The following is a 24,110-nucleotide window of genomic DNA, read 5'->3' on the forward strand; positions in this document are numbered from 1 at the left end:
TGGCTCTTCTGGGTTTTGGAAGTGACCGAAAGCGAGGGGAAATCTTGCCCTGCCGGTTCAGCACAAGGCTGAGTTGGCAAGGCCCGCTTTTGGCCGATTACTGCCAGTCGTGAAGGGCTGAAACCGGCCAAGGAGCGGCCGGTGGACACAGTGATAACAAATGGACAGCGTCACCGGTGATGCTTTCGAATCTAGAAGGTCGCAGGACTGCCGTCATCCGTGTCGTGATTCTCTCTGGACGATGTTGCATTTGCCGCGATCACCTCTACGCTAGTCAAGGATTTACACAACGACAAGGAGAGCTTTATGCGGAATTTACTCAGTATTATTGGGTGTGCTGTCGCGGCGTTTTTCATTCTTACACCTGTGCAAGCACAAAATTATGTACCTATAGATCCAGCCGCAAAAAGCGAAACTGGAAAAGCCAATGCTTCCACGAAAAATCTAGTTACAGAGCGCTTAGGACTAGATTTATTTCGTACAGACATTAAATCACTCGCAGCTCTCCCCGCAGATAAAGCGGCGGCGTTTCCGGAATGTTCCCCCGTGCCTAGCATAAATGATGTCTCAGGCTCACTCGACTACAGACGAACGCTTCTATCCAGCTCAGCAGCAATCAAGCTTGGGATACCAGTAGTCAACGTGTCAACTACTGGCAATCAAATGGTATTGGTTCAAGATTATTCAAGAACCAAGGAGTGCCTAGCGAGCGATAATCAAACAAGATTGCTATATGGTCAAACGATACGAACGATAATTACGATCGCTAATTTTGACGCACAAGCAAATCTAACGCTGCCCGCAATCGCAGCCAGTGCCACAATAGGCGGGAAAAGCAACTCGCTTCAAATTCAGATTCTTGGTTTTTCTAACCCGCAAATTCCAATTATAGTTTCAGGGATCTCAGGGAAAGAACTGAACGTTGAAACATATGGTGAGTTTGCGAAAATCCACAGTGAACTTATTAGACTAACAGCTGATGCAGCAACCACGCCTTCCATGACACGCTTAGGTATAGTCACAGTCGAAGAGCCAGACAATCTAAAGAGTAATGTTGTGGCCGCTTTTGCATTACAGCAAATCAAAGATGGAAAAAGCTGCAACGATGCAAAGGCAAATTACAGGCAGCCTAGCGAGCCGTCCGCCAACGCGATAGATCAAACGTATGGTTTTGTTATGAGTACCTGTTCGTCCGTTGCCCCCAATGCTGAGCATAAGGCAAAGGCATTAGATTACTTGCAAGGGCTCAAGATAAAATACTCAATTTTGTAGAGATGCCCAACCCTAAGTTCGAGTGGGACGACGCAAAAAAACGCACGGCCCCTCGACGTCATGTTATGCGCCTTCCGATGTTAGACACCCTCCCATTGATTCGAACCCGCAGCCGATGCTGTCCGACTGCGAAGCCGAGTCAAGGTAAGCGAACGAGGGACCGCGCATAGCGCAGTTTATGGTAAATCCCAGGTTCCCAGACACGGACAAGATCCAGCACAGAGCGCTATCTCTAAGGCGAAAACAGCTTCTATCCATTAAGCTCGGTTTTTTTGAATTCAGCGAGAGCAAGGCCGTGAGCAAGTCAATCATAAAGCGCTATGCACGCTCGTTCTTCGTTGCGCTTGGCTTATTACAGCCGGCCAGCTATGCCTGTGCCTCGCAGTATCTGATAGAGGTTCGGAGAATGGCCGAACAGGGCGATGCCGAGGCCCAGAACAACCTCGGAGTCAGCTATAGCCAGGGCCAGGGCGTTGAGCAGGACTATCAGCAGGCGGTGGCCTGGTACCGCAAAGCCGCTGAGCAGGGCCATGCCGAGGCCCAGAACAACCTCGGAATCAGCTATAGCCAGGGCCAGGGCGTTGCGCAGGATGCCCAGCAGGCGGTGGCCTGGCACCGCAAAGCCGCTGAACAGGGCATGGCCCTGGCCCAGGCCATCCTTGGAATCAGATACGCCAGTGGCCTGGGCGTTCCGCAGGACTATCAGCAGGCGGTGGCCTGGTACCGCAAAGCCGCTGAACAAGGCGTTGCCGCATCCCAAAACGACCTCGGAGTCAGCTATAGCCAGGGCCTGGGCGTTGCGCAGGACTATCAGCAGGCGGTGGCCTGGTACCGCAAAGCCGCTGAACAAAGCGTTGCCAATGCCCAGTACAACCTTGGAGTCAGCTATTACCTGGGCTATGGGGTCACACAGGACTATCAGCAGGCGGTGGCCTGGTACCGCAAAGCCGCTGAACAAAGCGTTGCCAATGCCCAGTACAACCTTGGACTCAGCTATAGCCAGGGCCAGGGCGTTGCGCAGGATACCCAGCAGGCAGTGGCCTGGTATCGCAAAGCCGCTGAACAGGGCTATGCCGAGGCCCAGAACAACCTCGGAGTCAGCTATAGCCAGGGCCAGGGCGTTGCGCAGGATGCCCAGCAGGCAGTGGCCTGGTATCGCAAAGCCGCTGAACAGGGCCATGCCGAGGCCCAGGCAAACCTCGGAGCCAGCTACATCAATGGCCAGGGAGTCGCGCAGGATAATGGCCAAGCGTATGTTTGGTTTTCTGTTTCGGCTGCCAATGGCAAATCAAGAGCCGCAAACGGTCGAAATCATGCTGCTGAAAAACTATCCCAATCCCAACTGGCAGCAGCGCAAAAATTAGCAGGTCAGTATTTTGAACAATACCAACCACGTCGCTGATTTTTTGCAGGCATATCTTTTTTTATAAAAGCTGATGCTGCAAAAGCTGAGTGGTGAATTTCTGTTATGTAGTCGCGTAATTGCTGAGCCATGCGACAACCAAGCAGGAGTCGGCCGTAATGGGATTGCGATGTCGGGTAAATATGTCGCAGACACTCAATCATCCGCGACATCAACCGCGATAGAAATGGCGTTTAAAAAGAGAGTGTCAGAATCCAATACGCATGGGTTCCGACTCAGCGCCAAGGCCTGAAGCGACAGAGAGTTGTGCCGCCGGCTCCCCCCCACGACTGACCGGAAATGGCCGATTTCTGCCCGTCACCTCTGGCTACTTTGGGCCCAGGATGTGTAAAAACGCAGGCACTGTTTTGAACTCTGCGTCGCTACGTAAAATCTGCCAGTAATTGGTTGATCAACGGACCTGAAATTTGCGTAGGAAGGTGTTTTTCGTTCTGGTCCAAGGCGATCAATACAGATCCTACAGTAACCTGAGAATCCCTCACCTTGCCCCCCCTATGGGATGAAGCTTATAGTCCGCCCCGTCGCCCAAATGGCGACCAGGTTTGGCGACCTGTCGATCGGGTGCAAAAGCTCTGTGCTTTTTTGCAGACGCTGTTGCACGCTCGCAAAGCTGTCTTTATGGCAGCTGTGCGCGGGAGACCTTCGGGTCTGCCGGTATTCCGATCCCGGTTCGCCAACCTGCGTACAGCTGTCACCCAATCGTTTGGCGACGATTGGGGGCGGTCAACCTTTGCATTGATCGGAGTTTCAAACATGGATAGATACATGCCCCTCACCGGAATCGACCTGATCCCGGCCTCCCTGCTCATCGACACCCAAGCCCCACTCGACGTACTGCAAGCCACCGCCGACTACCGCATTCGCACCGTCACTCAGGTGCTGGAAAATATCGCTTTTCGTGCCGACATCGAGAGCGACACGGTGGTGCTGGCCGACTTCGCCAAGCTGCTGGCCATTCCGTTGCGCGATGGCTGTGACGTGATGGATGTGATCGGTAGACGCTTGCGGGCGCAGGCGTCGAAGTAAATGAAAACGGGCGCCTTGAAGGCGCCCGTTTTGTTTGTCGCGGGCAGCGCCCATCTACTTGCCTTCCGGGTTTTCGAGCTAATTCACGAACGGCCCGTCGATGGGGCTGTAAACTGACCGCGCAAAAGGCGTTGCCTTATTGAATGCCCCAACTGGCTTGGCTGACCGAGCCCGCTGACGATGTCGGACCGGCCACCCCCTACACGACCGCCCCTTTACCACCTCAAACAAGAGATCCCCATGGCAAACCACGACCTCACCTTCCTCCCCGACCCCGACCCGGAATCCATCTCCTCCGACGTCGCAGGTTTCGGCGGCCTGCTGGTCTCCACTCAGATTCCCACCCGCGCCGACGGCAGCCTGGAACTGGGCGGCATTGTCGAGCAGAGCGAGTGCACCCTGCAGGCGCTTAAGGTAGCGCTGGAGCGTGCCGGCAGTTCCATGGACCGGGTCCTGCATCTGACCATCTACCTCACCGACATGGCCGACCGCGCCGCTTTCAACGAGGTCTACCAGCGCTTCTTCGCCAAGCCCTGGCCGGTTCGCGCCGCTGTTGGCGTGGCCGCCCTGGCAGTCGAAGGCATGCGCGTGGAAGTCACCGCGATGGCGGCCAAGGGCTGAGTCCGTGGACTTATCCGGCGGTCCTTCTCAGCGAGCGGCCGCCGGGCAGCACACGGGGGCCGGTCATGCGTTACGCCGCTACAATGCACGCCGATGGAGGCCAGCCTGGCCCGGGCGTTCCAGCTCCCACTGGAAAGCTCAAAAAAACCCGTGAGGATTGTGCCCAACCTCGATCAATAGTAAGTGGCTGTTTTCAAACTAATTTGTGTATTTTTAGTCTTCCCAAGCGAAGCGAAAGTTGATAAATTTCCGCGCATTCTTGCAGAGGCCCTTACAGGGCTTGTCGCGCAAGAAAGCAACATCTCGATCTCGATGTTGCTCGCAAGCTGAAAAATCAGAAAGAAAGAGAGTGCCCGGCACTCATCGCAACAGATACAGGGGCGTCGCCAAGCGGTAAGGCAGCAGGTTTTGATCCTGCCATGCGTTGGTTCGAATCCAGCCGCCCCTGCCATTTTCCTTATATTCAGCCAGATATGACGAGGATTGCCCTCTGTCAGTTTCTGCGCCCAGATCAAGCGTTCTTATGTCCCCCGTTTCGCGCAAGGCCTGAGTCCGCGGACTTATCCAGCGTCCTGCTCCACCCAAACTTCTTACCTGTGACTCTGTGGGGCGATGCCGTCGCGTGAGGCAGCCGTCGCGTCAGCATGTCTTGATGCGTCTCCTATACTGACTCGCGTTGACAAGCTCAACGCAGACACCGAATGCCGTCGGACCCACCGTCAGGGTTCTGACAACTTCCCTACCAGTCACTGTAAGGAGATCGAACATGGCAATCCGCATTGGTGATGAAGCACCGGATTTCACCGCCGAAAGTACCGAGGGCCCGCTCCACTTCCACGAGTGGATTGGCGACAAGTGGGCCATTCTGTTCTCGCATCCGAAGGACTTCACCCCTGTATGTACCACTGAACTTGGTTATATGGCCGGACTTAAGCCGGAGTTCGACAAGCGCAACACCAAGATCGTCGGACTCAGCGTCGACCCGGTCAGTGACCACCGGGCCTGGCTCGGTGATATCGAAGAAACCCAGGGCCATGCGGTCAACTATCCCATGATCGGCGACGAGAACCTGGTCGTGGCGAAGCTCTACGACATGATTCACCCGAATGCCTCTGGCGGCACACGCACCGCCGTGGACAACGCCACGGTGCGTTCTGTGTTCATCGTCAGCCCGGACAAGAAAGTCAAGGCGATGCTTATCTACCCAATGAGTGCCGGGCGCAACTTCGATGAAGTGTTGCGCCTGCTCGACTCTCTGCAATTAAACGCCAAGCACACCGTTGCCACCCCGGTGAACTGGCGTCCGGGTGAGGACGTCATCATTCCCACTTCGGTGTCCGACGAGGAGGCCAGGAAGAAGTACCCACAAGGCTTCAAGACGTTGAAGCCCTATTTGCGCACCGTGGCGCAACCGAAGTAACAACAACCAGCAAGGGCTCAGTCACGATTGGGGAAAGGATTATGTATCCGGGAGCGACTCTACACCGGACGATATCGGTTGGAGTGTTGACTGGGCTCACCCACCTGACTGCCGGCGCCGCGACGACGATCACCTTGAAGTTTTCTGCCGGCCGTCAGGCGATATGACTCAACCTTCATCTGCAACACTCCTTCTGCTTACACAGAATTTAGTTGTGTTGCATCGACCGGTTGAATCCACAACCAAAAGCGGTGATTCGAAGGCTTCCAGGAAACCTGGGGCGATTCACCGCCTATTTCCAACGTTATGCACTAAGTGCGCACCACAGGGATCTGGCCTGATATTTTAAGCTGGTATCATTCAAGAGCTTACAAACCGAGTAGAAAAATATGAATCGTCGTAAAAAAATAAAGCAGTTATTAAAGACTCACGCCAAAAAGGCCAGTGCCAAATTGGCACCGCCAAGCAAGTCTAAATACATTAGTAAAGCTGACCGATTGAAGCTGGCTGCTGAATCCAGTCACGACTCAATCATTTCCTCTGAGAGCTGATCTATGCAGCCTAAGCACCACCGGAATTTACACATTTGATTGGGCTATTCATTCCGATGGCACGTACCGCGAGGAGGCGGCCTAACAATTCATTCAAGCCGAAGCCGATTTGCGGCTCTGAATCCAGATTCCCTAGCCACACTCCTACAGAAACCCCGGAATCCCCCACCTATCGCAGGCTGCGATCCTGGCTATCTTGTACGTGCCGAAAGTCTCCGGTTCACGTCGAATATCCATGCTCCACAGCCGGGAACGCACCGCCCTTCACCGCCGCCACATACGCTTGAAGCGCAGACTGGATGCTGTCTTGCCCCGTCAGAAAATTGCGCACGAATTTGGGTGTGCGACCCGTCAGGGATAGGCCGAGCATGTCATGCAGGACCAGCACCTGGCCGTCAGTCCCCGCCCCCGCGCCGATGCCAATGACGGGGATGCGCACGGCCTGGCTGATTTGTTCTGCCAAAGGGCTGGGCAGGCATTCCACCAACAACATCGCGGCACCGGCCTCCTCCAGGGTTATGGCAGCCTCGACCAGTTGACGCGCACGCACCGGGTCGCGCCCCTGAACCTTGAAGCCGCCGAGGACATTGACCGATTGCGGCGTCAAACCCAGGTGTGCGCACACCGGCACTCCGTTCTCGGTCAACCGGCGAATGGACTCGGCCAACCACAGGTCACCTTCCAGCTTGACCATATGCGCGCCAGCCTTCATCAGGCGGCCGGTGCTCTGCAAGGCTTGCTCAGTGGTGGCGTAACTCATGAACGGCAGGTCGGCGACGATGAAGGCGCCGGTGTTGCCGCGCTTCACACAGGCGGTGTGGTAGGCCACGTCGTCCACCTCCACCGGCAGGGTGCTGTCGTGACCGTGCAACACCATGCCCAAGGTGTCGCCCACCAGCAGCATTTCCACGCCAGCAGCGCTTGCCGCCTGGGCGAAGGTGGCGTCATAGCAAGTCAACATGACGATTTTCTCGCCGAGCTGTTTGAGTCCCTGCAAGGTGGTCAGGGTGATGTTGGGCATGATGAAGCTCCTCGCTTTGGCTGAGTGTCTGGGTGATCAGGTTTGGCCAACGACCGGGCACAGGCCCGCGACGAAACCTGTGTGAACACAAGCTTCGGGACGTATCGGGTTGATCAGTGGTCGAGCGCTTTCGAGGGGTTACACCAACGTGAAGGCGAAAGGCCGAAGGTCTTCTTGAAGTGCCTGGACATGTGGCTCTGGTCGAAAAAACCCGCCTCGATCGCGGCATCTGATAGCGCCTTCCCCGCATGGGTTAGCGTCTTTACCCGGTCCAGGCGCCGCAAAGTGAGATACCGGTGCGGGCTGGTGCCGAAAAACAGGCGGAAGTCATTCGACAAGCTCCAGCGATCCCGTCCGGCACAGTCGGCGAGATCGTCCAGCGTAATCGCTCGGTCCAGATTGTCCTCTATGTACTCGCGAGCTCGCGCTGCCGCTGCAAAGCTTTGGGTGGTCCTTGCGAGGGGTTGGTCAGCGAGTTCTGCCAGAGTAATGACGAAGGTGTAGAGGGCATCATCTTCCGCCAGCGGGTCCAGCTCGGCGTCCAGCGTATTGAGGAGCGCATCGGCCGCAGCGGCCAGTCGTGTGTCCTGAGTCACGCCTGCCTTGAAAAACGGCAGCGGCTTGCCCTTCACGATCTGCTGAACCAGTGACGGCGGTACGTACACACCCCGATAACGGAAGCCCGACTCGGAACCGGCGCAACCGTCGTGCTGTTCGTCCGGATGCACAATCATGGTTTCACCGGGCAAACACAGTTTCGCTTCACCCCGGTAGTGGAAACGATGCACGCCGGAGACGGTTCGCCCGATGGCGTACGTATCGTGCCGATGAGGGTCGAAGGCATGGCCGCCGAAAAACGCTTCGAACCGCTCGACCTTCGAGGCCTGGGGCGCATGTTTGACCCAGTCCCGTTCCGAATGGCGATCTTGCCTGTTCAAGTTGCCTCCGCAAACGCTGGTCATGGAACTCACTTATAGAATCTTAACGTGCAGGTAGAACTCGTGAAACATGAAGTAAGCACACACCACCAGCGCGAGCCCCATCAGACGATTGAACACCGTGAACCAGGACTCCCGGGTGATACGTCGGCCAAGGATAGCACCCAGCAACAAATAGACTCCTGGCGCCCCGCCACCGGCAATCGCCAGCAACGCGGAGACCATGGCGATCGAGGCGCCGGTGATATGCGAGGCCGGCAGCATGACGCTGGTGATCGGTAGCACCACCATGATGCCTTTGGGGTTCAGCAACTGGATCAGGAAACCGTTCCAGAAAGTCAGGGTCTGCTGCGGCGCGGCCGACTGTTCGTTGGCCTCCCCAGGAACTGCGGTTGTCGCGGTGTAGACCTGGTACGCGAGATAGAGCGTGTAAATACCGCCGACCAGCGAAATGTAAGGCAGCGCCGCCTGGGAAATAATCGCCTCACCGGTATAGCCGAAGAGGATAAACAGAACCAACAACGCACATCCCACACCGACGAAGAAGCCCAGCGAACGACGAAACCTTCCGGTCAACCCGGCATTCAGCGCCATGAAATTGACCGGGCCGGGGCTGTACATGACGCTGAAGGCGTAAAGAAAAATTTCCATGACGTGCCTGTAGTTTACGAAGGAATAACGCTGTTGCCTGGAAGCGTCGCCGAGTGTCCGCGCCATCTATCCGTGAAAGAATCGTCCGAGTCTACGCAAGCCACTGATGACCTGGCTTGTACGTTTGTGGGTGGCGGATTACCGGGTTGACACGTGGCAATAACGCACTTATTTATTGAACACGCTCACGCGGTTTTCCGTTTGATGAGTGGCCAATAACCACACACAACGATGAAGGATTATTCAGTGATCAGCTTCAGACAGCGCGCCGTGAAAGGACTGCAAGTGGGCGATAGCTTCACCGTCTCCCGCCATTTTTGCGAGGAAGACATCCAGGTCTTCGCCAGAATTTCCCGGGACTACAACCCGGTCCATTTCGATGCGCGCTACGCCGAGGCCCGTCGCTTCAGGGCGCCGATCTCCCATGGCCTGCTGACGGCCAGTCTGGTCACCGAGATCGGCGGGCAGATCGGTTGGCTCGCCTCCGGCATGACGTTCCACTTCAAGAAGCCGGTCTATGCCGGCGACACCATCACCTGCCACTGGGTCATCAAGGCAATGGATGATCGGGGTCGAGCTACGGCAGCTATCACGATGACCAATGAGCAAGGAATCACCGTACTGGAAGCAGAAACCAGCGGCGTAGTGCCTGGCGTGAAGGAGCGAGAAATCCTGATGCAGATGCTTTCGGAGGGGGATCCCACTAATGGTGGAGCTACAGCTCCCTGTTAACTCAATGACTGGCCATGGCGTTGCGCAATGGCTATGACTTGATGGATGTATCTCCCCCATTTCGCGCAACGAGTACATACGAATAAGCCCGGCTAAACCGGGCTTATTCACGTCAGAGCGCACTCGCCAGCAGGCTGAGTACTGCGCTTACTGAACGTTTTTCAGCTTGACCACATCACCGGAGATCTTGGTGGTGTAACCGGTCAGGACCCAAGCCCAGAACCAGTTTTCCTGCACCTGGGTGTTGATCATTGCGTCGCCGCCCTTGGCCTTGATCGCCGCGTCCTGAGCACGAACAAAACGGCTGTTCTGCTGGATCGGGATGCAGCCAAACAGCAGGATGCCAGTGGCGCTCGCTTCACTGTGGCCCAGAACGGTGTATTGGCTGCTGTCATAGTGCTGGGTCTTCATCGAGGTGCCGGTGCAACCCGCCAAAACCAGGCCGAACAGGGCAACGGCAACCACTTTGCTGAGGTGTTTCACTGATGTAACTCCATGAGAAAAGCCCGGGATCCATCTCTCGAGCGGCGCACACTTTAACGGACGAGATGGCAAATTGGTATCACCTTTGAAATCAGGTAACCCGCCCGTCAGCTGTGATAAAAATACCGCCCCTGCTTCTGGAGGCTGCCATGGATCTCGCCACGCTCACACTATTCCTTCCCGCCTGTTTCGCCCTGAACATGGCGCCTGGCCCGAACAATCTGCTGTCGGTCAGCAACTCGACCCGATACGGCTACCGCACGTCCTGTGTAGCCGGGCTCGGACGTTTGCTGGCGTTCGCCGGGATGATTGCGTTGGCCTCGGCCGGGCTGGCGGTGGTGCTACAAACGTCGGAGCTGCTGTTTTACGGGATCAAGATTCTTGGTGCGGCGTATCTGTTCTACCTGGCGTTTCAACTCTGATGAGCCAATCCGCAGGCTGAAAGCGCAGTCGCCAGCGCACCGATCGGCATCATGGCGTTGGCCCGGCAAGAGTTCTTGGTTGCGGCCGGTAAGCCAGACGATTGCCAATATTAATTTTCTAAATGGACCGCTTTCGGCCAGAAGCTGCCATCTAGCAATTTCTCAGATAACTGCCGTTTGAGTTCTTCCAACTGCAGATTTGTTGCTGATGATGCAATCTTCACATACACCGTCGCGACATGGACTGGCGCCAAAGGTGTCCGTCTTTCTCGGATTTTTATGTTTCCTGTTAAATCGACCGATCTCCCGCACGCTAAGCCCCAAGCGGCTTGTCATCCGATCAGCGTCCGCGCATGATGGACAGGTCAAGCCTGTGAAATGTACAGTTAAATTTCAATATGCCGCTCTACACATACATCGTCGCTTTTAAAGGCTCAATGTATGCTGCGCAGGGCAGCTACAGCAATTTCAAATGGTTTGTTTCGAGTTGGTCTGGAAATTTGCCGCCAAATGCCTTGTCAGGTCTTACTCCGGCATTAAAAAGTGAACTGTCACAGAAAGCATATCGAGGCGAGTTTTCAGAAGTGCCGAATCGAAAGCACGTGTGGAAAAAGACTATCGACTTGAGTGGAGAAGAATTCGTCGTCTATGCAGTTCAGACCCAAATTTAACTTGTCACTCGACGCCGTCACGCAAGCGTGCCGGTCAGCTCGGCGTTAGACCTCAGAAACGAACCATAGGCCGCATACATGTCAACCGAACACCATCACGCAACATCTGTGTCGCTTCCTCCAGAGTCGGCGATTGCTAAAGCCTACGCATCGATGAATCTCGCCGACGCTTACTCGATCGAGCTTCCCACCGGAGCGTCAACCAATCCCGAATTGTTGGCGAGGTTCATCTTCGCTCACCAAGCGCCTTGGGTCAGCAGCCTCATGACGGTTCGAGACGCGCTCGTAGCCGGTTTCGGCCTCAAGACAGCTAAGCATCTCGCATCACTGGATGCGGAGAGCGGAGCGGGCCGACTCGGCATCTTTAAGATCTACAGCACAAGTCCAACTGAAGTTGTTCTTGGAGAAGACGACAAGCACCTGGACTTCAGGCTCTCTGTTCTGTGTTCCGGTCAGTCGTCGCCGGGAGCTAAACGTCACTTGATTCTGTCGACCGTTGTTCATTGCCACAATCGCTTAGGTCGTCTCTATATTTTTCTCATTGCCCCGTTTCATCGCTTAGTCGTTCAGTCCAATCTTCGTAGTGCGGCACGGATCGGCTGGCCGTCGGCGACGGAGGCGTAAGCCAAAGTCCAAATCATCATGCGCGGCCAACTGAGGTCTAACCCTTTCCTCAACCCGGACCGCAACCGAAGACTGCCGCTGCGCGGCATAGGTTGCGGCCTGTTAGCTCGGCGTTGAACGACAGCTTCCGGGAAGCATGACCGACGGCAAAGGGTCGATAGCAGCTACCCGCGCCGACGAAAAAAATCAAGCCAGGCTCCAGCAATCCCAAAGCCATTCTCATTTTCACCGCGTTCCTCCCGCAGTTCGTCGACCCGACGCAAGCCGTGACGCCGCAATTCGCAGTATTGGGTGCGTTGTTTTTGTGTCTGGAGTGGATCGCCATCAGTGCCTACGCCTACATGGGTTTGCACATGCGTCGCTGGTTTGCCGAACCGCGAGGCAAACGGATTTTCAATCGTTGCTGCGCCGGGCTGTTGTCGGCGGCGGCTTCGGTGTTGCTGATGGCGCGGCGGGCCTGATGATGGCCTTGCTTGATACTCTTGATGAGCAGTTTTCGGCCCAGGCTGTGTAAAAACGCAGGCGCTGTTATGAAGTCTGCGTTGCTACGTAAAATCTGCCAGTGCTTGGTTAATCAGCGACCTGAAATTTACGTAGGAACGCAATTTTCGTTCTGGTTCTAACCGTCAAACCTGCTCTAAAACGTTTTTACGCAGCCTCGGTCGATTCCGGCCGGGTGTGACCGGTAGAAACCGGCCAAGAGCCGACCTAATCCAACGTGACCTGAAAATCTGGAGAAATGTTGTGTTGGTACCATTGACTTCAAAAAAGTATTGATTATCTCATTTAGACTGATAAGACTCGGTAAGCAGAGACTCAAAACCAGGATAGTTTAAGCGAGGAGATGCGACCCAATGAATACATTCAGAGTTCGCAAGCTGGAAAATACTGATATTGAAGCGTTACTGACATTCGAAATCCATAACCGTGAATGGTTCGAATCTCACATTGATGCGCGCGACCCTGCCTTCTACTCATTGCAGGGGGTTGCCGATCATATTGAGAGCTATTTGTCCGATTTTGCTATCGGGGCCTGGCACCCATTTGTTATCGAAGATTCCAGTGAGGGAATAGTGGGTCGAGCAAATTTGAAGAGCATCAACTCACCGAAGGGTTCCGCAGAAGTAGGCTATCGGATTGATCAACGCTTTTGCGGGCAGGGACTAGCAACACTGGCACTGAAGCATCTAATCCAAGAGGCACAGATGCACTGGAACCTTACGCAACTGCTTGCCAATGTATACAAGAATAATATTGGCTCAAGAAAAGTACTTAATCGGTGCGGATTTTTAGTTGAACATAAATCTTGGATGGACAAAACGAAGGACGAATGCCGATTCATCCTTTCGATCTAGAAACATGTTTCGGACGTGATTTGCAATTCTCTTCTTCTCATCTCGGCGAAAGTTTGAGAGCCTCCGACTTTATTCATTGGTAAGTTAAGACTCACCATCTCCCGCTATCTGGTTAAACCTGATTAACGAGGGCGGGTGAGTATTTTGATTCATCAAGCAGGAGAGAAGTGACGGATGTTATGTTGGTATACAAAAGCTCAACAGTCAGCCTTAGGCCAGATAGGTTCTTTATGACGCAAGGGCTTTCTGCTGTATCACTGTGAGCTTGGGAATGAAATGCTTAGAGGCGGCCGAGAGGCCAGGCCTGATCACGCTCGTACACGTTACAGGCAGCCTGGGTCGATTGCAGCCTTTCGCGACAGGCAACAATCGGCCAAAAGTAGCCGGTGGTCGTTGCATTTCGCTTGTCGCCGGCGTTTGGCTAAGCTGAATACATCGGGACGAACTGAAACCTGAGTGATAGCGGCCATCAGCGGATCTGGATTGGCATCAAGACGGTAACTCCCCAAGGAGACGACTATGTATGCGGTTATAAGAACCTACCTGGGTGCTGGAGCAAAGCAGCTTTTCAATCTTTTGGAAGAGCGCAAGGCCGACGTCGAAGCTACCCTGCGGACAGTGCCTGGCCTCGTAAGCTACACACTGCTGAATACGGGTGATGGCGTTACGGCGGTGACTGTTTGCACGGACAAGGCCGGCAGCGATGCGAGCTTGAAAGTCGCGCGCGACTGGATTCAGAAAAATGCCTCGAATATCCACGCGAACCCGCCGATCGTAACGGAAGGTCCGGTCATTGTGCAGATCAAATAGCGCGCCCTTCCGATTGATCTCACGACACTATCGCTGTCGCAAATTTTGTATCTTTGCTTCGCAGAGATGTGATCGTCCGCAAACCATCAGATTGGGGCAGATTTTCAACCATTGCTGCGCCGGTTTGTTGCCGGCGGCGTCGGTGTTGCTGATGGCCCGCCGTGCCTGACGCTTGGGCTCAGGGCACCGGCGCGATAGCGCCGGAGTCCTTTGTCAGCCATCAGATTACTTTGATACTGTTTTATCCAGCGCCGTGGCGATGACACTGCCCATTCGCGTAGGTTGGGGATCGTTCTGGTGCTGCACTGCGTTGACAGCCCACTCCTCGAGACGCACGCGGTCTCGCTGGAAGACCATCATGTGCGTCGAACCGCCAAACTCGAAGTGTCCGATCTCGGTGCCGCGGGTGATGCTGACGGGTTCAGCCCCCTCATCGACGATGAACTCTGGCTCAATAATGCACGTCGACACCTCGACCATGCCTATGCAGATGAGCCCGACGTAGCCGCATAACGGGTGCTCGAAGATGAAGATGGCGCGGGCCGCGACATGGCCGAGGTAGGGCTGCGATTCGGTGCCCTCCCAGGTGCCACTGCCCTCGCTTTGTCCCGGGCGCTGTGCGAAGTAGGTTCCCGGCTGCACCCATGAACGCACAAGGGTGCCGTCTAACGGTGCATTCCAACGGTGGTAGTGTGTCGCAGACAGGAACCCTTGGTAGATTTGCCCCCCCTCGAAAGGCTTCGCCCACCGTTCCTGTCCCCCGAAGATGTCTAGCAAGGAGTAGTTGACATCCTTGATCCAGAAATCGGTCTCAAGCGAGACGTTATTTTCGTATTGCCATGGCGTGGTCTCACAGCCAATGTCGATCTGGGTCTTTGGATCTCCCTGGAACGGACGCGCGCCAGGCACGAACTTGCGAATAAAAAACGAGTTCCATGAATCAAAACCATACCCCGGCTTCTCGGGGTCGCATTCCATTTGATCCCACACACCGGCCTCCCATGCAGCTTCAGATATCCATGAGCCTTCTTTCTCGGGGTCATTGATGTCGAGCTTGTCGAGCGAGGCACTGCTCTTGAGGAATGTGTTCCACGCATTGAGCACCTTCTTGAATTGAAGGTTGAACGTCATATCGTGGAACAACGCGACGCCCGCTTCAGTGGCCATCGAAACCGCCAGAAAGCCATTCATCGGAGTGCCGACCTGGGCCGTCGCGTTGAACGACGAGGAAGTCGTGATGATCTCGTTGAGAATCTCGAAGAAGCTGTCGTAGCCTTTAATCCAGACAGCGTCGCCGTCCGCGTCTTTAATTTCCTCCCTGGTTTTTTCATCAAGCGTAAGGACGTAAGCGTTCGACTGCTCGATCATCGACATGACCCACATGCGGTACACGCTGTGCGTTGTCACCCAAGTCTTGAATTCAGCTATCTGAGGTTGCATCGGGGCCAGCGTACCGGCCCTTTTCTTCTCGGCGATAAAGTCGCGAAGCGGGACGAGGAACCGGGCAGTCGCCCACACACGGTTGGGAACCCAGAAGCCCATCTGGATAGGCCCGGCATTCTCTAGCGTGAGAAGGCTGGACGAAGTTCCTTCTATGCGGGCTTCCTTCGAAGGCTGTTTTGGATTTGATATCTGGTTATCGAATTGAGTCATTGCTTACTCCTTTAAATTCAGGAACTCCCAAAAACTCCATCCAGGCAATTTTTAGAGTCGCCATTCCAGACTGCGGTTGTGTAACTGCTCGCTCTAAACAGCCCCCAAAAGGGGCAAGAACTCACACCTTCAGGCGTGATAATGATTTAACGGGCTGGGTGGGCAACATTCCTTGTCCTCTGTGCTATCCCTGTCCAGGGAGGGGCGTTGCAGTGGCCGGATGACCGTATAGAAGTGTTGTTCACAATAGTTGGTAAAGGCGTTCCTGCTAGCTTTTGGCTGAAAGGAGGCACATTTATTTTCCAGGATCTGAACGACTGCTTTGGTCCAGAGCCGCCGGCGAAGAGCGGATCGTGGTGTAATTGAGATATTGATTGCCTGCGCTGTCGCAGGTTTAGCCGTGCATCTATTGCGCTAATGAACATCAGTGGAACGAAAGCCCATGAACCTGAGCATTTTCTACGCCTTGAGCGCAGCCGCACTGTTTGGCGCCAGCACACCGCTGGCCAAGCTGTTGGGTGTGGACGTCTCACCGGTTTTACTGGCCGGGTTGCTGTATCTGGGCAGTGGCATCGGTTTGACTCTTGTCAGGTTTATCCGTGATCGCGGCTGGCAGGCAACCGGCCTGACGGCCGGCGAGTGGCCGTGGTTGATCGGGGCAATCGCCTTCGGCGGTGTGCTCGGCCCGGTGGCATTGATGTTCGGTTTGACCCTGACGTCGGGGGCAACGGCATCGCTGATGCTCAATCTGGAATCGGTGCTGACAGCGTTGCTGGCCTGGCTGGTGTTCAAGGAGAACGCAGATCGGCGAATCGTTGCGGGGATGCTGGCCATCACCGTTGGCGGAGTGATCCTCGCCTGGCCACAAGGTCCGGCGCAGACCCAGGGCTGGATCGGCCCGTTGGCTGTGGCGCTGGCCTGTGCCTGCTGGGCCATCGATAACAACCTGACCCGCAAGATCTCGGCGTCCGATGCGCTATTTATTGCCGGCATCAAGGGGCTCGCTGCCGGGACGGTCAACTGCGCCATTGCGGTGTTTCTCGGGGCCAAAATTCCGGGCGTTGCCACGCTCGCGCCGACACTCCTGGTCGGCTTTCTGGGCTACGGCATTAGCCTGGTGCTGTTCGTGCTCGCCCTTCGCGGCCTGGGCACCGCGCGCACGGGTGCATACTTTTCGACCGCGCCGTTTCTGGGGGCAGCGATTGCCATTGTGCTTCTGGGCGAGCCGGTGTCAGTTACGTTCTGGATCGCCGCCATGCTGATGGGGATCGGCGTATGGATTCACCTTCATGAAAACCATGCCCACGAACATCAGCACGACCCGCTCAGCCATGACCATCGACATGTTCACGATGAACACCATCAGCATGAGCACGACGCTGAATGGGACGGCACCGAACCTCACAGCCACTTTCACCAGCATGCGCAGATCCGCCACAGCCATCCACACTTCCCGGATATTCATCACCGGCACAAGCATTGAGGTCAGCCCGGGCAACCCCACGCCACTGGAGTTTTGACGGTTGAATGGCTTGATGGCGCCGTAACCTCTGCGAAAGTTTGAGCGCAAGAGACCGGGTGCGATCCTGTGAGCAGACCTTTAATCTGCTCGCAGTGCCTAAACTTCAGTCGGAACACCCATGCCCTATCACCACGCCAGCCAATTCCTGTGCGCCATCGACCCGGACTGGGCGCGGCACATCGCAGCAACCGGTCCGTGCCTGCATCAGCCGAAACCGGCCCGCGATCCCTATGAAGCGTTGGTTCGGGCCATTGCTTATCAGCAACTGCATGCCCGGGCCGGCGATGCGATTCTCGGGCGTTTGCTAGCGCTGTTTCCCGAATCGCCCTTCCCTACGCCCGAGCAATTGCTGGCCTGCGAATTCGAGGTGCTGCGCGGTTGTGGTTTCTCCGGCAGCAAGATCGCCACGCTTCAAGGCATCGCCCAAGGAGCGCTGGAGGGTCTGGTGCCGGATCGCTCAAGCGCGCTGTCGATGAGCGATGACGTACTGATTGATCGCCTGACTCAGTTGCGCGGCGTCGGCCGCTGGACTGTCGAAATGCTGTTGATCTACACCCTCGAACGCATGGATATCCTGCCCGTCGACGACTTTGGCGTGCGCGACGGCTACCGTCGCCTCAAAGGTCTGGAGCAACAGCCGAGCCGTAAGCAGATGGTCGATATCGGTCAGGCATGGAGCCCTCACCGCACCGTGGCGGCCTGGTATTTGTGGCGAGTGCCGAACCCATGAAACGCTTTGTGTTGCTCAACGCTCTGGGCAAGTCAGTAGACAGCGCCGCCCCCGGACAATTGGGCGGCCATCGACGATCACGAATCTTCGGTCGACTGGACTGCCCAGTTGCGCTGCGCGCCATTGCCCGTGGCGGCTATGTCGCGCATCGGGTGTTCTTTGCCGATGAGGCCACCGCCCGGGCTGCCGGTTATCGACCGTGTGCGGTGTGTTTACCGCAGGCTTATGCGCAATGGAGGGTAGTTTTCGACCAGACGCCATCAGTGGACGGAGCAATGGTAAATGAGTAGCTATGCTAGGTCTGTTGCCAGGCTCTGCTAGCAACATCGTGAAAGGAGGCGTTGAGATGCAACTCATCACGTTGAAAATCGATAAGCCGGAAGCGACGAACTTCATTTTTGGTCAGACGCACTTCATCAAGTCCGTCGAGGACATTCACGAAGCATTGGTAAACGCGGTGCCAGGTATCACGTTTGGCGTGGCCTTTTGTGAAGCCTCTGGCAAATGCCTGGTGCGTTGGTCTGGCACCGATACAGCGATGATCGAACTGGCCCGAAAAAATGCACACGCCATCGCGGCAGGCCATAGCTTCATCATTTTCCTCGGCGACGGTTTCTATCCGCTGAACGTGTTGAACACCCTCAAAATGGTTCCAGAGGTGTGCCATATCTTTTGTGCGACAGCCAATCCAACTGAAGTGATTCTCGCTGAGACGGAACAGGGACGAGCAATCCTGGGCGTAGTGGATGGCTTCTGCGCCAAGGGCATTGAAGGCGACGAAGACATCCTGTGGCGCAAGAACTTGCTGCGGCAGATCGGTTACAAGCAGTGAGAAAAAACGGGGCAGATTGATTTTAAAACTGCCCTTGTTCTTGCTGCCGAGCCTTCATCAATGGCCTCGCTCATGGGCCGGGTTTCGGCTGCAGCCATTTCCCGAACAGGCGGGTCACCCGTGGCATGAACACATACACCACCAACAGCACAATGCTTGCGGTGATCAGCACATTGCCTTGTACATAGCCGCCCAGCCAGGGCATCCAGCCAAACAGCGGCTTGAACAGCATCGGTACCAGAAAGCTCAGGGGCAGGATGACCAAAAAGGTCACGCAGGCCTGCTTCCAGCGCGGTGGGGGCGGCGCAGCCGCATCGATCGGGGTAAACCAGAACTCACGGTCGGCATTGACCTCGGTCTGGTCGCCATCGGCGAGCAATGGCTGCGCCTCTTCCACCAGCGTGCGGCGATCCTCGGAGTCGAGCCAGTACTGCAATTGTTCAGTCGTAGCAAAGCGCAGCACACTGGTGAACTGGGCCAGCCCCTGGCTTTGTCCGCGCACAACATCAATGCCCAAATGCCCCGGATAGGTACGAGCCTTGGCGATGGTGCGACGCAACCAGTGTTCATACGCCTCATCTCCGCCCTTTTTGACCCGGTGGCGCACCAGCAGCGTGACCACGCCTTCCGACAGTTCGATGTTCATGACTGACTCTCCCGACCCTGATGGTTTTTAAAGGTTTTTGAACAGCGGATAGCGACGCGCCAACCGTGCACCCAAGGCGAGTCGCCCTGCTCCACCGATCAACAGCGCGCCAAATACAATCACCAGCAACCAGGCAAACTGCCCTTCGCCCAGGCTCCACTCCGGGTGCACCAGCACCAGTGACACCAGCAGCAGGAAAAGAATCGGCAAACTGGCCAGTCGCGTCAGTAGCCCAAGTGCTATCAGCAGTGGGCAAAGCACCTCGGCGAATATCGCCAGCATCAACGTCAGATGCGCCCCGAGCCCGAAGGGATCTTCGATCAGGCCCAGTTCATGTTGGAAGTTCAGCAGTTTGGGCAGGCCATGGACGCAGAGCAGCAAGGCTGCGCCCGTAATCCGCAGCCAGAGCAAGGCCCAATCGGCTGGCGTGTTACTGGAAAACGTGGGGGCGGCGTTCATTGTCTGACTCTCTGAAGAATCCGTGGCGTGGAGGCCACTCTCACGATAGCCCCTGGCTGTGACGGCGCAGCGAACTGCGCCGTTGTGCAGCTGTATTTTTTAAAGGTTCACTTGACCTGACGTTGCGGCGCCTTGTGCACCATGGTGTAGGCGTAATCCACGCCCATGCCGTAGGCACCACTGTGTTCCAGCACCAGACCCATCACTGCGTCGTAAGTCTCTTTGTGCGCCCAGTCACGCTGGTACTCGAGCAACACTTGTTGCCAGGTCACCGGCACCGCACCGGCCTGGATCATCCGTTGCACCGACATGTCGTGAGCTTCCTTGCTCGTGCCACCGGAAGCGTCGGTGACGATGTACACCTCGTAGCCTTCGGCCAGCGCTTCCAGAGCCGGGAAGTTCAAGCACACTTCAGTCCACAGCGCGGCCATGATCAGTTTCTTGCGGCCGGTAGCCTTCACCGCTTCCACCAGTTTTTTATCTTCCCAGGAGTTCATCGAGGTGCGCTCGATGGGCTTCTGGTCTGGAAACACACTGAGCAATTCCGGCCAGATGTAGCCGCTGAAGCTTTCGGTTTCGACCGACGTCAAAATGGTCGGCACGTTGAAAATTTTCGCAGCTTTGGCCAGTGCAACGGTGTTGTTCTTCAAGGTCTGACGGTCGATCGATTGCACGCCGAACGACATTTGCGGCTGGTGGTCGATCAGGATCAGAGCGGAGTTGGTTGGGTTGAGCAATTCACGAATAGACATGGCGCGTTCCTTTTGATGTCGGTGTGCTGGATGGATGGGTTCGTTTGACTGCTGGGCTCGGCGCGTACTCCGGTGGGAGGCTGTTTGCTGCCGGCTTGGGAGTTAATATAGTTTCTGGATAAAATCGAAACAATTACCTAAAATGCATAATCATTATTTCCAAAACAGGGACAGTATTGGACCGAATCGAATGCATGCGTGCTTTTGTCGCCACCGTCGGAGAAAACGGCTTTACCGCCGCAGCCCGAGCGATGGATGTGCCACGTTCAAAAGTCAGCAAACAAATTCAGGCGCTGGAAGAGGCCATCGGTGTGCAACTGCTGCAGCGCACGACACGCAGCCTGCACCTTACCGAGGCCGGCGCGGAGTACTACGAGGCGGCCTGCGAAGTGATCGCTTCGGTGGACGAAGCCGAGCAACGTGCCCGTAACGGAGTTGGCGAATTACGCGGTGTGCTGCGGGTCAACGCGCCGATGTCTTTCGGCCTGCGTCGGCTGGGGCCGCTGATCCCGTTGTTTCATGAGCAGCATCCGAACATCGAGCTGCAACTGGTCCTGAGTGACCAGCAGGTCGACCCGGTACGCGGCGGCTTCGATGTGACCATCCGCATCGCGAGCATGCCGGACTCCTCCCTGGTAGCCCGCCTGTTGGCACCCGCTCCGCGGATCATGGTGGCCTCGCCTGCCTATCTTGAGCGCGCGGGTACACCGCAATCGCCAAAGGACCTGAGCACACACCAATGCTTGAATTATGGCTATCTGCAGAGCGGCGTCAGCCTGCAGTTGAGCAACGGCAAGGAGACGCAGCGCGTGCATGTCACCGGCCCCCTGCACGCCAACAATGGCGACCTGCTGGCCCAGGCCGCCGAGGCCGGCATGGGGATCGCCTTGTTGCCGAATTTCATTGTCGAAGACGCTCTGGCGGCAGGCAGACTGGTGGCGGTGTTGTGCGAATGGCACGCCCCGCCGATCACCATCAACGCGGTCTACTCGTCTGCACGTCGGGTCCCGCAGAAGACTCGGGCGTTTATAGATTTTCTGGTGGCGGAACTTGCGCAAGGGCCGAGTTGAGGCTGCGTCGGATCGACCCCGGTCAGTCGCGACAGGCAGGAATCGGCCAAAACCTGTCGGTCGGAATGTCCATCAAGTTGCCCGATAGCGGCCGTTGGAGGCTTGCTTTGTGGGTGCTGGCGACAGCGCGCGAAAGGCAGATCCCTGCGTCAGCTCGGTTCGGCTAACGCCATCCGCTTGCGCCAGCTTATCCAGCCGACTACAAGTGACAACGTCGCCACGACGAGTGGTGGCACAGCGTGCCCGTATTCGCCGTGGATGATGACGGTCGCGAGGGCGGCAAACATGACAGTACAGCCGAGCGCCGAACCTAACAGGCGACTCGGCGCCCGGAAAAGCAGAATGGCAGCAGTGAATTCCAGCGATCCGGTCACGAAATGGAACCAGCGCGGGTACCCCCATTTCAGGTATTCCTCGTAGATAGATCCCGGGGCGAAGATGTTGCTGAGTGAGCCCACGACGAAGAAAGCGGCAAGAGCTAAGGGTAAGACTTGGCGCCAGGAGATTTTAGACATTTGTCCGACCTTAGATGATGAGTTTGCTGCCGAGGAATGGTGTGACTGCCTGACCGACAAGCTGGCTGATTTCCGACGAATGCCGCGGCTGGAAAAGGTGATCTACGAGACCCGTCCTCATCACAGGAGGACGGGTGTCCGCTTCAACCAGGTGTTAGTCGCCAGTTGCTCCACCACGAACCGAGCGACATCCGCGCGTGCTATTTTCCCGCCGTTGACGCCGGCGAGGTCGGTAACGGCCCTGAAACTTCCGCGAGCTGAGTCGTTGGTGAGCATGGCGGGCCGAACTATGACCCAATCTAGTGAGCTGGCGCGGATCGCGGCTTCCTGACGCCCCTTGTCCTTGTAGGCATGGCGAAGCAGCAAGGGCATGAAGAGCCGGTCGAATACGAAGCCGCCGTGACCGCGGCTGTCTCCGACCCCCAGGGCGGAGATGCAGACCAGACGGCGGACACCACTGCGCCTCATCGCCGAGACCAGCGCGTGTGTCGCTTCGGTCAGCAGGCTGACCTCGCTGAAAGGGCTAAGGCCGGTCCCCAGCGAGCTGACGACAGCATCGCAGCCGTCCAAGGCGCGCATGAGGGCGCCTTCGTCGCGAGCATCGCCCTCGATGATGCCTGCTCCCGGGAGATCGGGCGCGCGCGCCTTCGAGCGAATCAGCGCCACTACGGAATGTCCCTTCTCCAAGGCGTCGTGAACGATCAGCCGTCCGGTTCCGCCAGTTGCACCCAAAACAAGAACCTTCATATTCGACCTCGATCTTTGTTGGTATGAACGCCGCAGTTCACAGGGAAACGGGCTGTTTCGGCCTCTCTGCCAGAATCGCGATGGGGATGCGAATTTCCGGAGTAGGTTCCGAAAGTCGCATTCCACCGCTGATCCGCGGACCTACGCTGTAGCGGCCTTCTGGGCCGCCGCGAAGACATCGCGGGCGGACGTCGCGCCCGGGACGTGCTCCGTACCCTCGACCCCGAGGTCCATCCAGCCTGAGTTGACGGCGTCAAACATCGCTTCGGCCGGTCCCGTCTGGCCCTTCGGAATGCCGAACTGCTCGAACGCCGCCGGCCACCCGACCCGCGGGATAGCAAAAGCTTTGACGTCGACCTTCAAGACCTCACCCAATTGTGTCGCTACTTCATCCGCGCTGACCATCGAACCGAGCTCGATGACCCGATGCTCCAACCATGCCGGCCCGGTCAGAAGCGCTGCGATCTCGGCGCCGATATCATTGGTCGCGACCATGGTCGATTTCCGATCTGTCGGGTTGTAGTAGACGGGGAACGTGCCACCCTGGGCAACATGTAAGCCGTAGAGGAAGTTTTCGAAAAACCCGCCGGCGCGCACATAGGCAATCGGCAATTTCAGGTCGCGAAATCCTTGCTCCAGAAGCGACAGGGCCGTGCTCATCCCCAGCCCGCTGGTTCTGTTCGCACCCATTGATGAGAGTGCTACCACCCGCGGCGGTGCTGCCTGGGCAAGCGCACCGACGTAGTTTGCAATCACAGCCTTCGCTTCTTTGTAATCAGGCGAAGGCGCCCATTCAGCTGGCAACATGACAAACGCGCCTTCGACATCTCTAAGCGCCATCTCAATGGCTGCCGAATCATTCCAGTCGCCGTCTACCAGTTGCACGCCTTCGTCGGCCCACTTCGCCGCCTTTCCACGATTCCGGACGAGCGCGCGTACTTCTTTGCCTTGCGCTAACAGATGTTTTGCCGTTGCGCCGCCAACTTTTCCCGTAATTCCCATGACTAAAAACATGAGCGTTCTCCTGATCTTTAGGATTTTTGTACGTAAAGGCCAACTAACAGGCAGGAATTCCTACCGATACGCTTTAGTTGGAGTAAGTGATTCCAAACCATCGCCCCGCTCAATCGTCAGACGGCGAAGCCACTCCAAGCGTGATCCGCC

General features: G+C 56.4%; 26 protein-coding genes, 1 tRNA gene and 2 pseudogenes. 18 read left to right on the plus strand and 11 right to left on the minus strand.

Annotation, left to right across the window (positions count from 1 at the left end):
- The first annotated feature begins 306 nt into the window (after positions 1–306).
- From ACIPIN_RS02980 to ACIPIN_RS03010, 7 genes are all read left to right on the plus strand, one after another.
- Positions 307–1,272 carry a hypothetical protein gene (locus tag ACIPIN_RS02980; protein ID WP_401115072.1) on the plus strand — a complete coding sequence of 322 codons (966 nt, stop codon included), beginning with the start codon at positions 307–309 and terminating at the stop codon, positions 1,270–1,272.
- 295 nt (positions 1,273–1,567) lie between these two features.
- Complete coding sequence (locus ACIPIN_RS02985; protein WP_401115075.1) at positions 1,568–2,674, plus strand: tetratricopeptide repeat protein; 1,107 nt, start codon at positions 1,568–1,570, stop codon at positions 2,672–2,674.
- A gap of 774 nt (positions 2,675–3,448) precedes the next feature.
- Positions 3,449–3,721 (plus strand): hypothetical protein, encoded by a 273-nt coding sequence (locus ACIPIN_RS02990; RefSeq protein ID WP_401115078.1) that lies wholly within the window; start codon positions 3,449–3,451, stop codon positions 3,719–3,721.
- A 240-nt stretch (positions 3,722–3,961) separates the two neighbouring features.
- Positions 3,962–4,342, plus strand: a complete 381-nt coding sequence (locus ACIPIN_RS02995; protein ID WP_401115081.1) for a RidA family protein — start codon at positions 3,962–3,964, stop codon at positions 4,340–4,342.
- 376 nt (positions 4,343–4,718) lie between these two features.
- Positions 4,719–4,793, plus strand: a tRNA-Gln gene (locus ACIPIN_RS03000).
- Positions 4,794–5,108: 315 nt separating this feature from the next.
- Complete coding sequence (locus ACIPIN_RS03005) at positions 5,109–5,762, plus strand: peroxiredoxin (RefSeq protein WP_401115084.1); 654 nt, start codon at positions 5,109–5,111, stop codon at positions 5,760–5,762.
- Positions 5,763–6,151: 389 nt separating this feature from the next.
- Positions 6,152–6,313 carry a DUF2986 domain-containing protein gene (locus ACIPIN_RS03010; RefSeq protein ID WP_401115087.1) on the plus strand — a complete coding sequence of 54 codons (162 nt, stop codon included), beginning with the start codon at positions 6,152–6,154 and terminating at the stop codon, positions 6,311–6,313.
- Positions 6,314–6,533: 220 nt separating this feature from the next.
- On the opposite strand, the gene panB is transcribed toward ACIPIN_RS03010, so the two are convergent.
- The 3 genes from panB to ACIPIN_RS03025 form a co-directional block, all read right to left on the minus strand.
- On the minus strand, positions 6,534–7,334 hold the full coding sequence (gene panB, locus ACIPIN_RS03015) for a 3-methyl-2-oxobutanoate hydroxymethyltransferase (RefSeq protein WP_401115090.1): 801 nt from the start codon (positions 7,332–7,334) through the stop codon (positions 6,534–6,536).
- Positions 7,335–7,447: 113 nt separating this feature from the next.
- Positions 7,448–8,272 (minus strand): helix-turn-helix domain-containing protein, encoded by an 825-nt coding sequence (locus ACIPIN_RS03020; protein WP_401115093.1) that lies wholly within the window; start codon positions 8,270–8,272, stop codon positions 7,448–7,450.
- 33 nt (positions 8,273–8,305) lie between these two features.
- Positions 8,306–8,923, minus strand: coding sequence for a LysE family translocator (locus ACIPIN_RS03025; RefSeq protein ID WP_401115096.1), 618 nt, complete (start codon positions 8,921–8,923; stop codon positions 8,306–8,308).
- Positions 8,924–9,169: 246 nt separating this feature from the next.
- Here ACIPIN_RS03025 and ACIPIN_RS03030 point away from each other — a divergent pair, with 246 nt between their 5' ends.
- Positions 9,170–9,655 carry a MaoC family dehydratase gene (locus ACIPIN_RS03030; protein ID WP_401115099.1) on the plus strand — a complete coding sequence of 162 codons (486 nt, stop codon included), beginning with the start codon at positions 9,170–9,172 and terminating at the stop codon, positions 9,653–9,655.
- Between the two features lie 147 nt (positions 9,656–9,802).
- Here the strand turns inward: ACIPIN_RS03030 and ACIPIN_RS03035 are convergent, their stop codons facing one another.
- The gene (locus ACIPIN_RS03035) at positions 9,803–10,138 is read right to left on the minus strand and encodes a hypothetical protein (protein WP_401115102.1); all 336 of its coding nucleotides are present in this window, start codon (positions 10,136–10,138) and stop codon (positions 9,803–9,805) included.
- Positions 10,139–10,287: 149 nt separating this feature from the next.
- Between ACIPIN_RS03035 and ACIPIN_RS03040 the strand changes: the two are divergent.
- From ACIPIN_RS03040 to ACIPIN_RS03060, 5 genes and pseudogenes are all read left to right on the plus strand, one after another.
- Positions 10,288–10,656, plus strand: a pseudogene (locus tag ACIPIN_RS03040) (LysE family translocator); the annotation flags it as partial.
- 653 nt (positions 10,657–11,309) lie between these two features.
- Entirely contained in the window at positions 11,310–11,855 is a 546-nt protein-coding gene (locus ACIPIN_RS03045; RefSeq protein ID WP_401115105.1) for a DUF2867 domain-containing protein, read from the plus strand.
- A gap of 197 nt (positions 11,856–12,052) precedes the next feature.
- Positions 12,053–12,316, plus strand: a pseudogene (locus ACIPIN_RS03050) (LysE family translocator); the annotation flags it as partial.
- A 393-nt stretch (positions 12,317–12,709) separates the two neighbouring features.
- Complete coding sequence (locus tag ACIPIN_RS03055; protein ID WP_401115107.1) at positions 12,710–13,210, plus strand: GNAT family N-acetyltransferase; 501 nt, start codon at positions 12,710–12,712, stop codon at positions 13,208–13,210.
- Positions 13,211–13,729: 519 nt separating this feature from the next.
- Positions 13,730–14,020: a hypothetical protein gene (locus ACIPIN_RS03060; RefSeq protein WP_401115110.1), complete on the plus strand. Its 291-nt coding sequence runs from the start codon at positions 13,730–13,732 to the stop codon at positions 14,018–14,020.
- 225 nt (positions 14,021–14,245) lie between these two features.
- Here ACIPIN_RS03060 and ACIPIN_RS03065 read toward each other — a convergent pair whose 3' ends face one another.
- Positions 14,246–15,673 (minus strand): phophatidylserine decarboxylase associated domain-containing protein, encoded by a 1,428-nt coding sequence (locus ACIPIN_RS03065; RefSeq protein ID WP_401115113.1) that lies wholly within the window; start codon positions 15,671–15,673, stop codon positions 14,246–14,248.
- Between the two features lie 442 nt (positions 15,674–16,115).
- Between ACIPIN_RS03065 and ACIPIN_RS03070 the strand changes: the two genes are divergently transcribed.
- The 4 genes from ACIPIN_RS03070 to ACIPIN_RS03085 all read left to right on the plus strand — a co-directional run bounded on the left by ACIPIN_RS03070 (position 16,116) and on the right by ACIPIN_RS03085 (position 18,757).
- Positions 16,116–17,156 carry a DMT family transporter gene (locus ACIPIN_RS03070; RefSeq protein WP_401115116.1) on the plus strand — a complete coding sequence of 347 codons (1,041 nt, stop codon included), beginning with the start codon at positions 16,116–16,118 and terminating at the stop codon, positions 17,154–17,156.
- A 157-nt stretch (positions 17,157–17,313) separates the two neighbouring features.
- Entirely contained in the window at positions 17,314–17,925 is a 612-nt protein-coding gene (locus ACIPIN_RS03075) for a DNA-3-methyladenine glycosylase family protein (RefSeq protein ID WP_401115119.1), read from the plus strand.
- The gene (locus ACIPIN_RS03080; RefSeq protein WP_401115121.1) at positions 17,922–18,215 is read left to right on the plus strand and encodes an Ada metal-binding domain-containing protein; all 294 of its coding nucleotides are present in this window, start codon (positions 17,922–17,924) and stop codon (positions 18,213–18,215) included. Before ACIPIN_RS03075 ends, ACIPIN_RS03080 begins: the two co-directional genes overlap by 4 nt.
- 56 nt (positions 18,216–18,271) lie before the next feature.
- The gene (locus tag ACIPIN_RS03085; protein WP_401115262.1) at positions 18,272–18,757 is read left to right on the plus strand and encodes an adenosine-specific kinase; all 486 of its coding nucleotides are present in this window, start codon (positions 18,272–18,274) and stop codon (positions 18,755–18,757) included.
- A gap of 70 nt (positions 18,758–18,827) precedes the next feature.
- On the opposite strand, the gene ACIPIN_RS03090 is transcribed toward ACIPIN_RS03085, so the two are convergent.
- From ACIPIN_RS03090 to ACIPIN_RS03100, 3 genes are all read right to left on the minus strand, one after another.
- Positions 18,828–19,403, minus strand: a complete 576-nt coding sequence (locus ACIPIN_RS03090) for an antibiotic biosynthesis monooxygenase (protein ID WP_401115124.1) — start codon at positions 19,401–19,403, stop codon at positions 18,828–18,830.
- Between the two features lie 27 nt (positions 19,404–19,430).
- Complete coding sequence (locus ACIPIN_RS03095) at positions 19,431–19,862, minus strand: DoxX family protein (protein ID WP_401115127.1); 432 nt, start codon at positions 19,860–19,862, stop codon at positions 19,431–19,433.
- A gap of 107 nt (positions 19,863–19,969) precedes the next feature.
- Positions 19,970–20,614 (minus strand): hydrolase, encoded by a 645-nt coding sequence (locus ACIPIN_RS03100; protein ID WP_123425321.1) that lies wholly within the window; start codon positions 20,612–20,614, stop codon positions 19,970–19,972.
- Between the two features lie 176 nt (positions 20,615–20,790).
- On the opposite strand from ACIPIN_RS03100, the gene ACIPIN_RS03105 reads away from it, so the two are divergent.
- Positions 20,791–21,684: a LysR substrate-binding domain-containing protein gene (locus tag ACIPIN_RS03105; RefSeq protein WP_401115130.1), complete on the plus strand. Its 894-nt coding sequence runs from the start codon at positions 20,791–20,793 to the stop codon at positions 21,682–21,684.
- 149 nt (positions 21,685–21,833) lie between these two features.
- Here ACIPIN_RS03105 and ACIPIN_RS03110 read toward each other — a convergent pair whose 3' ends face one another.
- The 3 genes from ACIPIN_RS03110 to ACIPIN_RS03120 form a co-directional block, all read right to left on the minus strand.
- Positions 21,834–22,199, minus strand: a complete 366-nt coding sequence (locus ACIPIN_RS03110; protein ID WP_401115132.1) for a DoxX family protein — start codon at positions 22,197–22,199, stop codon at positions 21,834–21,836.
- 120 nt (positions 22,200–22,319) lie between these two features.
- A complete protein-coding gene (locus ACIPIN_RS03115; protein WP_401115133.1) occupies positions 22,320–22,946 on the minus strand; it encodes an NAD(P)-dependent oxidoreductase in 627 nt (208 codons plus the stop codon).
- 141 nt (positions 22,947–23,087) lie between these two features.
- A complete protein-coding gene (locus ACIPIN_RS03120; RefSeq protein ID WP_401115134.1) occupies positions 23,088–23,960 on the minus strand; it encodes an NmrA family NAD(P)-binding protein in 873 nt (290 codons plus the stop codon).
- Between the last annotated feature and the right edge of the window lie 150 nt (positions 23,961–24,110).

The organism is Pseudomonas sp. NPDC087697 (assembly GCF_044743155.1).
Taxonomy (GTDB): Bacteria; Pseudomonadota; Gammaproteobacteria; order Pseudomonadales; family Pseudomonadaceae; genus Aquipseudomonas.